This window comes from Fictibacillus nanhaiensis (genome assembly GCF_036213205.1).
Taxonomy (GTDB): Bacteria; Bacillota; Bacilli; order Bacillales; family Fictibacillaceae; genus Fictibacillus; species Fictibacillus nanhaiensis_E.
Genome location: NZ_JARMFC010000005.1, coordinates 357,610 through 373,758, shown reverse-complemented (window position 1 = coordinate 373,758; position 16,149 = coordinate 357,610). Strand labels below are relative to the sequence as shown.

16 protein-coding genes and 1 pseudogene are annotated in these 16,149 nt (G+C 37.8%); 15 read left to right on the top strand and 2 right to left on the bottom strand.

What is annotated here, in order from left to right:
• Window positions 1–2: 2 nt before the first annotated feature.
• The 6 genes from P4V41_RS06415 (at window position 3) to P4V41_RS06390 (ending at window position 4,001) form a co-directional block, all read left to right on the top strand.
• Window positions 3–917 carry a GTP-binding protein gene (locus P4V41_RS06415; protein WP_328083986.1) on the top strand — a complete coding sequence of 305 codons (915 nt, stop codon included), beginning with the start codon at window positions 3–5 and terminating at the stop codon, window positions 915–917.
• A gap of 112 nt (window positions 918–1,029) precedes the next feature.
• A complete protein-coding gene (locus tag P4V41_RS06410) occupies window positions 1,030–1,575 on the top strand; it encodes a sigma-70 family RNA polymerase sigma factor (RefSeq protein ID WP_328083985.1) in 546 nt (181 codons plus the stop codon).
• A complete protein-coding gene (locus tag P4V41_RS06405) occupies window positions 1,572–2,396 on the top strand; it encodes a hypothetical protein (RefSeq protein ID WP_328083984.1) in 825 nt (274 codons plus the stop codon). Before P4V41_RS06410 ends, P4V41_RS06405 begins: the two co-directional genes overlap by 4 nt.
• A 200-nt stretch (window positions 2,397–2,596) precedes the next feature.
• The gene (locus tag P4V41_RS06400) at window positions 2,597–3,226 is read left to right on the top strand and encodes a hypothetical protein (RefSeq protein ID WP_328083983.1); all 630 of its coding nucleotides are present in this window, start codon (window positions 2,597–2,599) and stop codon (window positions 3,224–3,226) included.
• Window positions 3,219–3,785: a hypothetical protein gene (locus tag P4V41_RS06395; RefSeq protein ID WP_328083982.1), complete on the top strand. Its 567-nt coding sequence runs from the start codon at window positions 3,219–3,221 to the stop codon at window positions 3,783–3,785. Before P4V41_RS06400 ends, P4V41_RS06395 begins: the two co-directional genes overlap by 8 nt.
• Window positions 3,786–3,815: 30 nt before the next feature.
• Window positions 3,816–4,001: a hypothetical protein gene (locus tag P4V41_RS06390; RefSeq protein ID WP_328083981.1), complete on the top strand. Its 186-nt coding sequence runs from the start codon at window positions 3,816–3,818 to the stop codon at window positions 3,999–4,001.
• Window positions 4,002–4,010: 9 nt separating this feature from the next.
• Here the strand turns inward: P4V41_RS06390 and P4V41_RS06385 are convergent, their stop codons facing one another.
• Window positions 4,011–4,685, bottom strand: coding sequence for a haloacid dehalogenase type II (locus P4V41_RS06385; protein ID WP_328083980.1), 675 nt, complete (start codon window positions 4,683–4,685; stop codon window positions 4,011–4,013).
• A 124-nt stretch (window positions 4,686–4,809) separates the two neighbouring features.
• On the opposite strand from P4V41_RS06385, the gene P4V41_RS06380 reads away from it, so the two are divergent.
• From P4V41_RS06380 to P4V41_RS06340, 9 genes and pseudogenes are all read left to right on the top strand, one after another.
• The gene (locus P4V41_RS06380; RefSeq protein WP_328083978.1) at window positions 4,810–5,148 is read left to right on the top strand and encodes a LapA family protein; all 339 of its coding nucleotides are present in this window, start codon (window positions 4,810–4,812) and stop codon (window positions 5,146–5,148) included.
• 141 nt (window positions 5,149–5,289) lie between these two features.
• On the top strand, window positions 5,290–6,306 hold the full coding sequence (locus P4V41_RS06375) for a LacI family DNA-binding transcriptional regulator (protein ID WP_328083977.1): 1,017 nt from the start codon (window positions 5,290–5,292) through the stop codon (window positions 6,304–6,306).
• Window positions 6,307–6,380: 74 nt separating this feature from the next.
• A complete protein-coding gene (locus P4V41_RS06370; RefSeq protein ID WP_328083976.1) occupies window positions 6,381–8,474 on the top strand; it encodes an amylo-alpha-1,6-glucosidase in 2,094 nt (697 codons plus the stop codon).
• 40 nt (window positions 8,475–8,514) lie between these two features.
• Window positions 8,515–9,765 (top strand): ABC transporter substrate-binding protein, encoded by a 1,251-nt coding sequence (locus P4V41_RS06365; RefSeq protein WP_328083974.1) that lies wholly within the window; start codon window positions 8,515–8,517, stop codon window positions 9,763–9,765.
• A gap of 31 nt (window positions 9,766–9,796) precedes the next feature.
• Entirely contained in the window at window positions 9,797–10,687 is an 891-nt protein-coding gene (locus P4V41_RS06360) for a carbohydrate ABC transporter permease (protein WP_144703621.1), read from the top strand.
• Between the two features lie 12 nt (window positions 10,688–10,699).
• The gene (locus P4V41_RS06355) at window positions 10,700–11,524 is read left to right on the top strand and encodes a carbohydrate ABC transporter permease (protein WP_328083972.1); all 825 of its coding nucleotides are present in this window, start codon (window positions 10,700–10,702) and stop codon (window positions 11,522–11,524) included.
• Window positions 11,525–11,865: 341 nt separating this feature from the next.
• Window positions 11,866–12,467, top strand: a pseudogene (locus tag P4V41_RS06350) (biotin transporter BioY).
• 15 nt (window positions 12,468–12,482) lie between these two features.
• Window positions 12,483–13,469, top strand: coding sequence for a biotin synthase BioB (gene bioB / locus P4V41_RS06345; protein ID WP_328083970.1), 987 nt, complete (start codon window positions 12,483–12,485; stop codon window positions 13,467–13,469).
• Window positions 13,470–13,597: 128 nt separating this feature from the next.
• Window positions 13,598–14,395, top strand: coding sequence for a mechanosensitive ion channel family protein (locus P4V41_RS06340; protein ID WP_328084042.1), 798 nt, complete (start codon window positions 13,598–13,600; stop codon window positions 14,393–14,395).
• A 31-nt stretch (window positions 14,396–14,426) separates the two neighbouring features.
• Here P4V41_RS06340 and P4V41_RS06335 read toward each other — a convergent pair whose 3' ends face one another.
• Complete coding sequence (locus P4V41_RS06335) at window positions 14,427–15,911, bottom strand: potassium/proton antiporter (protein ID WP_328083969.1); 1,485 nt, start codon at window positions 15,909–15,911, stop codon at window positions 14,427–14,429.
• Between the last annotated feature and the right edge of the window lie 238 nt (window positions 15,912–16,149).

Below are 16,149 nucleotides of genomic sequence, written 5' to 3'. Positions count from 1 at the left end.
CGATGAAAAAAACAAATGTTATTATTCTAGCTGGCTTTTTAGGAAGCGGAAAAACAACGTTACTTAAACAACTGCTAGCGTATGAAAAAGAACATAATCATAAAACGGCTGTGTTGATGAATGAGATCGGGAAAGTTTCAATAGATTCCGATAGTGTTCCAGAAGATGTGCCACTCAAAGAACTTCTCAACGGATGTATCTGCTGTTCATTATCTGATCAGCTTGAAAAACAGCTTTGGGGACTTTGTAAGGAAAATGAACTTGACACCTTGATCATTGAAGCAACAGGTGTAGCTCATCCGATAGATGTGATGGACGCTTGTTTGTCACCATACCTGCTTGATGAACTGCATGTTGCTGGAATCATTTCGATCATGGATGCACCAAGGTGGCTTGATCGAGGGATGATGAATGTCCAGGCTAAAATGCTGATGATGGAACAAATAAAGCATGCCGACTACATTATTTGGAACAAGGCTAGTTCTTTGTCAGAGAAACAGAAACTATCGTTAATGGAAGACTCGGAACGCTTAAATGAAGGAACTCCTTACGTGCTGACTGATTATGCAAAAGCAGACATTGATAAGCTGTTCGCACTATCTATAAAGGAAAGAAAAGAGCATCAAAAAGTTACAGCGGACAAACTAAAGGTGAAAACGTGGATGTATTCCTTTCAAGGTGCTGTCAAAAAAGAGGCTTTCGAAAACTGGCTCCGTGAAGCACCATCATCTATATACAGAATCAAAGGTTATATCAAATTTGAAGACGAAAAAATCTATCTTTTTCAATATTCATACGGGCTACCGAATTACGAAAAAGAGTTGATGAAAATGCCGCTAAGACTTGTGTTTATCGGTGAGGATTTGGATACTGAGAAATTAACAGAAGGCTTAGAGAGAATTGAAAAGAATAATTAATAAGCGACGCTTGGAGATCATCCAAGCGTTTTTTTGATGTGAAATTTATGAAACCTTTTATATTGCTTGTCGTCTAAGTAATGAATTTTAACAAGAAGGAGGTGCTCGCCACTTGAATTCTCTACATTTAAACGGGAAGTTAAGAATGCTATCTAAAGAAGAATTACTGACTCAACTTATGGATGATTATGGAGACATGGTAAAAAAACTTGCTTATACATACGTTAAAGATATTAATTTAGCTGAAGATATTACTCAAGATGTGTTCATCAATTGCTATCATAATCTTCATGTATTTAATGAAAACTCATCCTACAAAACTTGGATTTACCGGATAACAGTAAACCGGTCTAAAGATATCCTTAAGAGCAACGCATATAAACGTGTCTTGCCTTTTAAGAAATTTAATCTGATATCAAAAGAAAAATCACCAGAGCTTTCAGTAATAGACAAAAGTATATATAACTCAGTAGCCGACTCATTATTGGTCTTGCCTTCAAAATATAGAGAGATTTTATATCTTTTTTATTATGAAGAATTAAAGATAATTGAGATCAATGAGATTACAAGTTTGAAAGAAGCTACCATCAAAACGAGACTTAGCCGTGGAAAGCAGCTGTTGAAGAAAGAGTTAGAGAGGAGGAAGATTGAATTATGAGTAAGTATGAATTTGATAATATAAAAAAGCATCTTAATAAAGAAAAGTATGGAAAGATTAGTTTTTCAGATTCAGGAAAGGATCGTGTTCTTATGAAAATAACATCTTCCAATAAACCTAAGAAAAAGAAAATGCCTCTCTTTCAAAAATTATTGTTAAATGCCGCTGCAGTCGTTGCCTTTATGGTTATGGGAGCCATTGTTGTCAATGAAGTTCAGGAAAGTCCGAAAACTTCTGTGTCAGAAAAAAACACAGAAACTATTGAAAAGAAAGTTGTGCAAGAAAAACCTGAACAGACAGTCCATGCAAGTAGTGGAGAAACAACCAACGATAAAGAGTGGACAGACCGTACTGTTGCAGAGAACATCGAAAATTTTGACGCGAAAAATCTTAAAGAGTGGATAGCTGTTACTGATGAAATGTTTAAAGCTACTCTTGCAGATGTTCACGCAGATGATCCAGCTCATTATTATTATTTATCCGCCTCTAATGTAAACGGTAATCTTGGTTTTCGATATGATGCAGAAGGGATTGCTATAGAGAAAGATCTGAAAAATTTACAGGCTCTTACCGGTATAGTGGAAGAAGAACATAAAAAAAGGTATGCACATCTTAACATTGAAAATGAAAACCCATTTAAATATAAAGATCAATTCAAGCCTGCAGACGAAAGGTTATTTCAAGCACATAAGTATACTGCTGATTTGATAAGCGATATTAATGTAGCTATTAATAAAGATGGGAAAGGTACAAATAATGGATATGCATATATGTTAGACGGTGACAAAATAAAGGAACTGGAAAGCTTTATAAAGAATTGAAGTATAAAGACGCTTGGGTAGATCACTCAGGCGTTATTTTAATTTAAGCAACAATCCTTTTTAATGAACAGTTATTATCATTGGAAAGTAAGGGCATCTCATCGTTTTTTAATTTACATCCTTTTTTACTTCATTACCGTTCGTTTTATGGTAGTCTAATATTATCATAATTTTCCAATTTTAGATGGAGAGGTGTATATGTGGAAACAAAACTCATGACTCATGACCATCGGAAGATTCATTCAGATATTTATAAAATGAAACCTGGCCCTGTTCGTGTTCGTATTATTCCAGCAATGAGTTATATCACACAAGAAATGAATACAGCGTATCGTATGGATTGGGCAGGTCGGCCAGAGCCAGTTGATGAGCAATGGGTGGTCTGGAAAGTAGTAAATCAGCTTAAACATTTAACAAAAAATAAATTAAGTTATAAATTCACTCTAATGCCGCATGAGATTCTTTGGCATGAGAAAAAGGACAATAAATCAAGTACAACTCAAATGATGCAAGTACCTGATTGTATAACTAAAGAATTATTTGAAGAAGCATGTTTTAATGTTGAAAAGAGTTTGGGAAAAAAGCTTCCAACACTACAACTCATTTCTAATGAGTCGATTTCTTGTGTTCAAAAGTTACATAGTGGTCATTATCAATACTCGATTGAGACTTTAAAAGAAATAATTAGTTTTGCTGATCAAGAGAGCCTTTTACTGAAAAATAGTTATAAAGAAATCTATTTAACTCCTGCAATGAAATGTCATAAACCTGAAACATGGCAAACAGTTGTTAGTGTGGAGATTAGGAATTCAGGAGAACGAGATGAATGAAGACAAGGTTGAATTTAAGTTGGAATTAAAAGAAGAAGATAATCGATCTAGCTTTACATTACGAATGATATTTACTTTGTTATTCGTATGTTTTCTGGCCGTTCTCATTGTAGATATAGATGATCACAGTGTTGAGACACAAGGAATTGCTAGACAGTGGGGAGCGGCTGAATTGATAAACAATGAATCCATGAAATATACATTACTCACCGATTCAGAAAAAATGAAATATGTGGATATGATTTCAGAGACTAATAAAGAAGAACGACCTACATACTCATTTAATGAGTTAGATCAGTATGAATATCGAATTAGCAAAACGGAATATATTTATAAGCTTCATTACTACAGAATGGAGTCTTGTGCAGAATGTCAAAAAGATGTATGGGTTCGTATAAAGAAAGAGGATACAGGTTGGTTTGTATCTCACATTAAATATTCAGAATCTAAAGCTGAAAAGAAGATTCGTAACGTGGAAAGAGAGCAGATTCCTACTTCCGAAAAACAAGAAAAAGAGTTGGAAGAAAAAAAGTCATTCATCTTAAAGTGGTTAAATTAACTTTTAGAAAACAACTAAGGAGTGCTTACATTGAAATATCGATATTGGGGAATTACACTCGTTATAATCGGTGCACTAATTATGCTAAGTTCTTTTATGATCGATTCTGAACAAGAGAGGCTCATCCGAATAGGTGGAGGTAGTTTATTCTTCATCGGTACTTTGTTAATACCTGATTATGTAGTCAATCCTAAAAGTCATACGAAAGATAGATAAGAGCTGCCCTTATGAGTGCAGCTCTTTTTCGTTCAACAAATCATTAAGAGAGGAGAATATATAGTGAGGTTTAACACCTAAAACATCCAATGGCAGACTTCCTCTGTTGATCCATGCAGTCTTAAAACCAAATGTTGCTGCACCGGTGATATCCCAAAAGTTAGAACTCAAGAATAAGATTTCATCTCGGTTTACACATAGTTTCTCTTGAGCATACTGATAGGCACCGGGTGCAGGTTTATATTGTTTAACATCCTCAATGGATAATAGGTCTAGAACATCAGTCAACTCTCTCTTTTTTACTAGTGGCTCAAGCATTTTATATGTTCCGTTTGAAAAAATAACTTGCTTTACATCATTTTTTTGAATCTTATGGAGAGTGTTATGAACTTCTTCGTAAACTTTCAACTCTAAGTAAGCTTCCATTAAGGAATCAAGTGCATCTTCATTGCATTGTAGAGAGAGTTTTTTTAAAGTATACAAAAGAGCATTGCGGGTGATTTCTGAAAAAGGGATGTATCTGCCAGTTAGCTGGTGAAGCATGAAGTACTCTACTTGTTTTTTTCGCCATTCTTCACTTATCGCTTTTCCATGAGCTTCAAAAAGAAGCTCTGCTTTTTTAGTAACGGAATGCACATCGAAAAGCGTTCCATATGCGTCATAAACATAAGCCTTAATCGTCAATGAAGCACCTCCTCATAATACAAGGATACCCGAAATCATAGCAGCTTAACTTTTTAAAAATTCGTAATAAATATAGGTGAATTTCCCTGCCATTGAGGGAATAGATAACAATGAGGTGATAATAATGAAAATGCAATTGTATCTGTTATTTGGTTTTATCTTCGCACTAATTATAGCAACATTCGCGGTCATTAACGTTGGTGATGTAGAGATCAACTACCTCTTTGGAACTGCCAAATGGCCATTAGTTCTCGTCATTTTAGGATCAGCGGTAATCGGTGGTCTATCGGTAGGACTGTTTGGATTGATTAAAGTGATTCAACTGCAGCGTCAAGTGAAAAAGCTGCACCAGATTCATAATGAAAAAGAATCTTGGAAAGAAGAACGAGTTGCTGAACATGCTTCTGAATCTGTAACCCCAACAGATGAAGTTCCAAATGAAAAAGTAAAAGAAAACAAGTAGATGCAAAAGAAACCCTGAAAGTAGTCTTTAAACAATTACTCTCAGGGTTTTTCACATGATATAAAACTAATGCTTGAAAGCGATATCAAAAAGCGATAAGATAACTACTAATCAGTTCCAAAACGTTTTGGGGGATAATGAATGGCTACAATAAGAGATGTTGCAAAAAAAGCAGGAGTTTCTGTTACAACAGTTTCGAGAGCGTTGAACGGCTACTCTGATGTAAACGAAAAAACGAGAGAAAAAATTAAGACGATCGCACAAGAACTTAATTATAGTCCTAGTTTGCTAGCACGAAGCCTCGTGATGAAAAAAACAAAAACCATTGGATTGCTCGTGTCTGGACTTCGAATTGAAGGAAGTAAAGACAATTTTACCTTTGAAGTACTTTGTGGCGTTAATGATTGTGCCGGGGAACTTGGATATGAACTTGTCTTGATCAGTACAGATTCCAAGAAACAGCAGGAAAAAACGTATAACCAGCTGTGCAATGAAAGGAAAGTAGAAGGAGTCATTCTGCAAGGAATTAAAACGGATGATCCTTACTTGGATGAGGTATTAAAAAGCGAAATTCCTTGTATTCTTATTGATATACCGATTGAAAGTGAATCTGTTGGATATGTTACAACTGACAATAAAGGCGGAGCACAAACAGCGGTAGAGCACCTCGCTGATCTCGGGCATAAAAACATTGCGATGATTAATGGACATAGTCAAGCTTTTGTCAGCCGGGAACGTTTAGCAGGATATCAAGACGCATTACAGAAAAAAGGAATTCCTTTTGATGAAGATTATGTTGTAAACGGTGCTTTTTTAGAGGAAACAGCAGAACTTGAAACAACCAAACTATTAACAAAGTATCCTGAGATTACAGCATTGTTTTGTGCCAGTGATCTAATGGCGATGGGGGCTATGAGAGCCGCTAAAAAGATGGGTAAAATACTTCCAAGAGATCTATCTGTTGTGGGGTATGACAACATTATTCTATCCGCTTATTCAACGCCTTCTCTATCTACAATTGCTCAAGATCGCTATAAATTAGGGTTTGAAGCAACGACAATTCTAACGCAACTGCTAGAAGGTAGAGAAGTTGAAAAGAATAAAGTTCTCCAAACTGCATTCATAAAAAGAGAATCAACAATGAAAAACCACAAATAGTGGTTTTTACTTAGACCAAGACCGAAAACGTTTTGGAAACAACATTACTTTTAAAAACTAGGAGGATTTTGCAAATGAACTACCGTGTGATTAAAGAAAATGATCTGTTTTTATTAACAGATGACAAAGGGAATATTCCAAAAGAAAATGATTATGGACTCGGTTTATATACAAAAGATACTAGGTATCTAAGCAAGTTTGATATTAAAATAAACGGTCAAGATCCAATCCTTCTTTCCTCTTCAGCGGATGAGAATTATGAAGCAAAGATCTTGCTTACCAACCCTCACATGGAAGAGGACGGAAAACTTATTCTATGGAGGGAATCTGTTGAGATTGAAAGAAAGCGCTTAATTTATGATGGAGTTTTATACGAAACACTTAAACTGAAAAGCTATTATCCAAAGCCGGTAGATTTTGAAATTAGTGTTCATGTTGATGCTGATTTTACAGACATGTTTATTATTCGTGGTTTTCAATATGGTGAGATTGGAAGAAGGACGGGCGAAGAAGTTACAGAGAAATCTTTCAATTATTTTTACACAGGCGCAGACGATGTTGAACGTGCGACGAGAGTTCAATGGGATCGAGATGCAAAGTCAGTTGATAAAGACGGTTCTATCATATTTGATTTTCATTTAAATCACGGTGAGGCCGAGACGGTTACGTTTTCTGTAACCCCAGAAATAAACGGGAAGTCAGGAGTAGTTATGGATCCGGAGAAAGCACTTCGACTACTAAAGACTTCATACAAAAATTGGGAAAGAGGGATAACAAAAGTTCAAACAGATTATAAGCCTCTTGAAAGACTAGTTGACAGAGGAATTATGGATCTTCGCGTATTGTTAACGGATATAGGACATGGGGCGTTTCCAGTGGCGGGGTTACCTTGGTTTGGTGTGCCTTTCGGAAGAGACAGTTTGATTGCTGCTCTTCAAATGCTTGCTTTTAATCCTGAAATTGCAAAAGGTACTCTATTAACCATGGCATCTCAACAAGGTACAAAAGTAAATCCTTGGCGTGATGAGCAACCAGGAAAGATCATGCATGAAATTCGTTACGGAGAACTAGCGTCTACTAATCAAGTTCCTTTTACACCTTATTACGGGACGATTGATGCAACACCTCTGTTTTTAGTCCTTCTATCTGAGTATACAAAATGGACAGGTGATTTAACATTGGCAGAAGATCTGCAGCCAAATGTAGAGGCAGCCCTGAACTGGATCGATGAATATGGTGATCGAGATGGTGATGGATTTGTAGAATATCATCAAGAATCGAGTAAAGGAATCGCGAACCAAGGCTGGAAGGATTCTGGAGATTCTATCGTGCATCGAAACGGAGATTATGCTGAAACACCAATAGCTCTATCAGAAGTTCAAGGTTATGTCTATCAAGCCAAAATCGGTATAGCGGCCATTTTTGAATTACAAGGAAAAGTAGAGAAAGCATACAGACTTCGTAATGATGCAGAAAAGCTAAAGAGATTGTATGACGAAAAGTTCTGGATGGAGGATCAAGGGTTCCATGCGATTGCATTAGATAAGGATAAAAAACAGGTAGGGACTTTAACGACCAATCCTGGTCATGTTCTTTTTGCAGAGATACTGGATGAACTTAAAGCGAGTAAGGTGATACAAAAACTTGTTTCACCTAGTTTTTTCTCTGGATACGGTATTCGAACGATGGCAGAAGGAGAAGCGGGGTATAACCCGATGAGTTATCACGATGGAAGCATATGGCCACATGACAACAGTATGATCCTGCTCGGCATGAGTAAAGTGGGTCACCAGAGTGAAGCAAACACTGTGATCTCTGGATTGATAGCTGCTGCTAATTATTTTGAATATGACAGACTGCCTGAGCTTTTCTGTGGATATGGTTCTCATATTGGAAGAGCAGTAAAGTACCCAGTGGCATGTTCACCTCAAGCTTGGGCTGCAGGGACACCTTTAGTATTCATCCAAACTATTCTTGGATTATTTCCTGATAGTTTAAACAAAGTCATCTATCTCTCTCCACGACTGTTAGAGGAGATGAATGAGCTTAATGCAGACGGAATTAAGATTGGGGAAGGACATCTTTCCGTTCATGTTCGACGTGAGAAAGAAGAAACGGTAGTAGTGATCAAAGAGAATACGACAGGATATCAAGTGATTCAAAAATAGAGTGGTTCATCACCTTATTTATAGAAGGGAGCTTAAGAAAATGAGGCGTACAAAGTGGCTGTCTACGTTAAGTATATCTTCATTGCTTCTAGCAACGATATTATCTGGCTGTGGAAATGAAGAGAGCCAATTAGAAAAAACAGAGATCGTACTAAGTGGATGGGGTGGTAATCCGACAGAGAAGAAATTGCTAAACGAAGTACTATCCGATTTTGAAAAAGAACATCCACATATAGATGTGAAATTGAATACGATCAGTGATCAATACATGGACGTGCTTAAGACTCGATTGATTGGTGGGACTGCAGCAGATGTATTCTATCTTGATGCTTTTGAAGCCCCCGCTTTAATCGAAACGGGTGCTGTTGAACCACTCAACAAATATGTGACACAAGACTTTGATCTTGCAGATTTTGAAAAGCCGATGCTTGACGCCTTCAAAGAAGGTGAAGAGCTTTACGGTTTACCAAAGGATTACTCAACGCTTGCTCTTTTTTATAACAAAAAAATGTTCAAAGAAGCTGGAGTTACAGATCCTCCAAAAACATGGGAAGAGATGGAGGTCATCGCTAAAAAGCTGACAAATCAAGAAAAACAGGTATACGGACTTGGTATGCTTCCACAGATTGAACGAATGTATTATATGGCAGAATCTCGTGATGGACAGGTCATCACAGATGGTCGAGCCACTTTTGCTGACGATAAAGTCGTGGACGCGATTCAGCCAGTTGTTGATATGCACGTTAAAGATAAGACTGCAGCAACACCATCAGAAGTCGGTGCAGGGCAATCAGCTGGTGAGATGTTCGGTCGAGGCAATGCAGCCATGGTTATGGAAGGGAACTGGAATATTCCATTTTTAGAAGACACGTTTCCTGATCTTGATTATGGAACAGCTGAACTACCAACAGTAAACGGTAAAAAAGGGACGATGTCTTTCACAGTCGGATACGCTATGAATGCAGAATCAGAGCATAAGAAAGAGTCGTGGGAACTGATCGAATATCTCACGGGTAAAGAAGGAATGAAGAAGTGGACGAGTAAAGGTTTCGCTCTTCCTACAAGAAAGTCTGTAGCCGCTGAACTAGGATTCGACCAAGACGAACTCCGTGGCCCTCTTGTTAGCGGTGCAGAGTATGCAACCGTATGGCAGGATGGACCAAAATTGCCAATCGTGATGAACAATTTTAACAATCAATTCCTGAGTGCATACTTGGGTGATCGACCTTTAAAAGAAGCATTAAAAGATGCAGAGAAACAGGCGAACAGGGAGATAAAAGTTACTGAATAAAGACTTTTGAATCGAGGTGAACCATGTGAAGATGTTATCAAAAAAAGATAGAAGAGAAGCGGGACAAGGGTATCTATTCCTGTTGCCTGCGCTCCTCGTGTTAGGTGTATTTGTAATCGCACCCATTCTTTATGCAGTTTTTCTTTCCTTTCATAAAGTAGAACTGATCGGGGGTGCGACCTATGAGTTTAGAGGGCTCGATAATTTTATGAAAGTAACATTTGACGATCGAGCTATAATTGCACTGAAGAACACGGCGATCTATGTTGCGATCGTAGTACCAACCCAGACATTTTTGGCTCTAGTATTAGCCGCATCATTGAATGCAGGGCTCAAAGGGCAGAAGTTCTTTCGTATCGTATACTTCTTACCAACTTTAACTTCATCGGCTGTGTTAACACTTATTTTTATGTGGATGTATAACCAGAACGGATTGATTAACTATGTACTTAAGTTCTTAAATCTGCCAACGTATAACTGGATTGGTGATCCAGACGTAGCACTTATCGCTATTATGATCATGAATATATGGGCAACGGCACCATTTTTTATGGTTATCTATTTAGCTGCTCTACAAGACATACCAGATAGTCATTATGAAGCGGCTGAACTCGATGGAGCAGGTCCAATTCAAAAGTTTTGGCATATCACAGTTCCAAACTTACGACCGGTAACATCCTTTGTGGTGATCATGGGTCTGATCGGGACATTCCAGCTTTTCGACCAGTCGTATATTTTCTCTGGAGGATCGGGCGGACCAAACAACTCGACGCTGACGGTTGTTCTCTTAATCTATCAATATGCATTTAAGACACTTGGAACGATGGGTTACGCTACAGCGATCGCATTCATGCTTGCCATCATCATCTTAGTGGCAACACTATTACAACGCAAATTTTCAAAAGAAGAATCACTGTACTAAGGAGGAGATACCATGAAAAAACGTACGGCTGGAAGAAAAGCTTTGTATGTAATCCTTGTCGTTTACGCAATCATCACCGTTATTCCGTTTTTGTGGGCACTGTCTTCTTCCTTTAAAACACTTGGTGAGATTGTAAGTGGATCGATTAATTTTATTCCAAAAGACTTTACACTTGATAACTATAAGCAGATCTTTACGAGAGAGCCACTTTTCGGAAGATGGTTGTTTAATAGTTTGTTCATTGCTACAGTCGGAACGCTATTAAACTTATTGTTTAACTCTATGGCTGGGTATGCACTCGCAAGATTAAGCTTTCCAGGAAAAAAGAGCATCTTCTTGATGATCCTGGCTGTACTAATGATTCCTTTCCAAGTAACGCTTATTCCAAATTTCTTAATCCTAAAAGAACTTGGGTGGCTGAACTCTTATCAAGGGATGATCATACCAGGTGCGGTGAACGCGACATTCATTTTTATGATGAGACAGTTTTTTATTAATTTTCCAAAAGAAGTGGAAGAAGCAGCTGCAATCGATGGACTTGGACGATTCGGTACATTTTTCCGTATTGTTTTGCCTCTTGCTAAACCTGCTCTTGCAGCTCAGACAATATTCGTGTTCATGGCGTTTTGGAATGATTTCATGAGACCTCTCATCATTTTGTCCGATCAAGACATGTTCACGCTGCCACTAGGACTGAACTCGTTCAAAGGCCAGTTTATCTCATTTTGGAACTATATAATGGCCGCATCTATGGTTTTTACACTACCGATTATCGTCCTGTACGCATTCTTTAATAGATATTTTGTAAAAGGAATCAAATTTACGGGAGACAGATAAGATTATTGAAGTAAAACTGGCTTGAGGGATGGGAGCGAAGTACACCGATAGCCAGTTTTTTTGCTCAAAAGCACTTTTATTCACGGTAATCTCTTTTTTATTCAGGGTAATCAATATTTTATTCACGGTAACTGCACGTAATTTCACACATAAAACAATTTAAACGATCTTCGTCAATAATCGACATATTCTCTAAGTGTGTAAACGGAGTAAACCATTCTAGTTTATAGAATGGTTTACTTATAACATATATGTTAACCTGATATTATTTTAAGTTGACGTATTTCTGAACCTTCGCTATTCTAAAGCGTATACAAACTTATATTGGAGGTTAATGAAAGATGACAGCGCAAAGGAATAGATTGAAAACGATTGATATTACGCTAGTCGGTATGTTTGTAGCACTTATGGCGATAGGCGCAAACATCACGACCATGTTTCCGTTCATGGTAGTTGGAGGCGTGCCGATTACACTGCAGACCTTTTTCTGTATTTTAGCTGGGGCATTGTTAGGAAGTAGATTAGGTGCTATCGCGATGAGTGTATACGTACTAGTTGGATTGGTCGGAGCTCCAGTGTTTGCTCAATTTAAAGGTGGCTTTGCTACAGTGATCAGTCCGACCTTTGGATTTTTATTATCCTTCATATTGGTAGCTTATCTTACAGGTTTAATTATTGAAAAGAATGGCGAAAAGCTTCTTACATTGTAGCAACACTTGTAGGAACAGCGATTAACTACATTGTAGGGACAAATCTAATGTTCTTGGCGTATAAAATGTGGGCAGATGCACCAGAAGGTTTCACATACTCTATGGCATGGGCGTGGATGATGGTTCCATTACCTAAAGATATCTTTCTAGCCATATGTGCTGGTTTGTTAGCTCCAAGAATTAACATTGCTCGTAGAAAGACGATATCTCAACGAACAAAACATGCATCATAAAGGAGTGTAGTTAAGATGATATGGAACTCTCTTGCTGAAAAGGTTTTGAGTGGTGAAGAGATTACGAATGAAGAAGCTCTAAATATTTTAAATTGTCCTGATGAAGATTTGCTATTGCTTCTACACGGCGCTTATCAGATCAGAAAGCATTATTATGGTAATCTAGTAAAGCTCAATATGATTATTAATACTAAGTCAGGCGCATGCCCAGAGAACTGTGGATATTGCTCACAATCTATCGTTTCAACGGCTCCAATTGATACTTATCGGATGATGGATAAAGATGAGATGGTAAAAGGTGCCCAATCAGCTTATAACTTAAACGTTGGAACGTATTGCATCGTTGCAAGTGGTCGAGGACCTACTAATCGAGATGTGGATAAAGTTGTTGAAGCTGTCAAGGAAATCAAAGATACATATGGCTTAAAAGTATGTGCGTGTCTAGGAATATTAAAACCAGAACAAGCAGAGCGTTTAAAAGAAGCGGGTGTCGATCGGTACAATCATAATTTAAACACTTCGGCTCGGAATCATAAAAATATTACAACGTCACATACATACGATGATCGAGTGAATACGGTAAACATTGTTAAGGAAAGCGGGATCTCTCCTTGCTCTGGAGTAATTGTTGGTATGCGAGAGACGAAACAAGATGTTATTGATATGGCAAGAAGTCTTAACGTACTAGACGCAGATTCTATACCAGTCAATTTCTTGCATGCGATTGATGGAACACCGCTAGAAGGGACAGACGAGCTAGATCCCCGCTACTGTTTAAAGGTTCTTGCATTATTTCGTTATATCAATCCGTCGAAAGAGATTCGCATATCAGGTGGACGCGAGGTGAACTTGAGAAGTCTGCAGCCATTCGGTTTATACGCTGCGAACTCGATATTTGTAGGAGACTATCTTACGACAAGAGGACAAGAGTCAACAGCTGACCATAAGATGTTAGAAGATATGGGCTTTAAAATTGATCGAACTCCTGTTATGGCGCCATAGTTTTTTGTTAAAGATTGAAAAGAAACTCGAAGCTTTGTACAATAGGGAGTATTCTATTGTACATAGTGGGAGTGGTTTTTTTGGAAAAATGGCAAAAGTGGGTAGAAAAGATAAACTGGGCTGAAATCATGCTAGCGGCTGGTTTATGGGCGGCGAAGTTTTTATTGATCATCATCATGTTCTTGGTGATTCGTTCAATCGGTAGACGTGTGATCAACCGAATGTTTGATAAAGCAGCATCTCATAGAAAGATGTCTACAGGAAGAATCATTACGTTGCAAAAGCTTGTGGTTAACCTATTTTCCTACGTATTAATCTTTGTTTTTGCGGGTATCTTATTCAAACAGTTTGGCCTTGAGATCGGTACTCTTATTGCTGGGGCAGGGGTAGTCGGATTAGCCATAGGTTTTGGAGCACAGGGACTCGTCAGTGATGTTGTAACGGGATTCTTCATCCTTCTTGAAAAACAGATGGAGGTCGGAGATTACGTAACGATCGGCGGCGTCGATGGAATTGTAGAGGAAGTAGGTTTAAGAACGACTCATATTCGAGCTTTTGACGGCACATTGAATTATATGCCTAACCGTGAGATCAGCACGATTGCGAATCATACACGCGGAAATATGCGTGCACTCGTCGATATCGGAATCGCATATGAAGAAAATATAGATAAAGCTCTCGTTGTTCTGCAAGACGCTTGTGACAAAGTAAAAGAAATGAATCCTAGTATTATAGAAGGCCCTAATGTACTCGGTGTTCATATGTTAGGGTCATCAGACGTTGTTATCCGAATTATTTCTAAGACGATAAACGGAGAACAGTGGGCGGTCGAGAGAGAGTTGCGTAAAGCATTGAAGGAAGCTTTAGACGCAAACGGCATCGAGATTCCATATCCTCATCAAGTAAATTTAGAAAAAGGTGCATAAGAAAAGCCGGGAGAGCGTTTCCCGGCTTTTTTTAGTTCTTTTCGATATTTTGTTTTGATAAATAATCAGTTACATTTTTTAGTTTGTTTTTATGAGCCATAATATAAAGGATATCGTGAGCGTGAATCTCTGTTCTACCTGTTGGTGTAATCAATTCTTCACCACGGATCATTGCGCTAACAGCAGTTTCTTTTGGTAATGAAATTTGTTCTAGTGTCTGTCCTATAATTTTCGCATGTTCTGGAACGAAGAACTCTACGATTTCTGCGTTGGCTTTACCAATCGAAACAAGTTCCAATACATGGGGAGAAGTAGGTTTTTCTTTTTCAGTTAATTGTAATTTCTGAGCTACCCACGGAATAGTTGATCCTTGGATGAGAGCAGAGGTAAGAACAACGAAGAAAACGAGATTAAAGAGTAATTGGCTATTCTCTACACCTTCAATAAGTGGGAACGTAGCCAGAACAATAGGAACAGCACCACGAAGACCAGACCATGAGATAAATAATTTCTCATTTATTGAAAAGGCAGAAGTAGGCATACTTAGAAATACACCTATTGGACGTGCGATAACAATAAGTACGAAAGAGATCATCAAGCCTTTTAAAATAATATCTACATGAAACAGTTCACTTGGAAAAACAAGGAGACCTAATATGGCAAACATTAAAATTTGCATCATCCAAGCGAAACCCTCATTAAATCGTACTATTGAGTTTCTGTATGTAAGGTGGCTATTACCCATAAATACAGCTGCAACATAAACTGCTAGCAATCCGCTTGCTCCAGCTAGCATCGTAATGGCATAAGTAAGGATAGCAAAAGAAAGAGCAAAGACAGGGTAGAGTCCACTAGATTCAAGTCGTATCCGATTAATGGCATAAACCGCCAGCTTACCAAAGAAATATCCAAATACTGCTCCCATTCCCATCTGCCAAAAGAATGAAAGGATGAGTCCAAGGATTGAAGTTGAATCTTTTGTAAGGAGTTCAATAAAAGTAATCGTTAAAAAAACTGCCATTGGATCATTGGAGCCAGATTCTGCTTCAAGCGTTGAAGAAAGTTTTTCTTTAACATTTTTTCCGGCTAATACAGAAAAAACAGCTGCTGCATCTGTTGATCCTACGATTGATCCGAATAGAAAAGCTTCAAGCCAACTAACATCTAATAACAACTTAACTGATACAGCTACAACAGCAGTCGTAAGAAATACGCCAAATGTTGCGAGTGAAAGTGATGTGGTTAAGATGGGTTTTACGCTTCCCCATTTTGTCTGAAGTCCGCCTTCAAATAGAATAATAATAAGAGCAATTACTCCGACTAGCTGACTTAAGTGAGGGTCATCAAAATAAATGAAATTAAGCCCATCACTTCCAACGAGCATTCCAATACCAATAAAAAGAACAAGTGCAGGTACTCCAAAACGAGAAGAGAATTTTGTAGTCACCACTCCTAGTAGCAGTAAGATTGCAAGTAATAAAATAAAATAATCTACGTTAAGACCACCTTCGAACATAACAACTCTCCTTTAATTTTTGTACAATTTAGCCACTAATATTAAACAAATCCTATTCAGTATCAACGACAATTATTGTCTTGAAACAATTGACAATTTATCCAAAAGCGGGTAATCTTGACGGAAGATAATGGTTGTAAAATTACATCACCTTCGTCATTTTTTTACATAAACTATTAATGGAAGTTTTTTCTCCATCATTTCAGGGTAAGTAAAATGTTGAAGAGATTTACAGGAG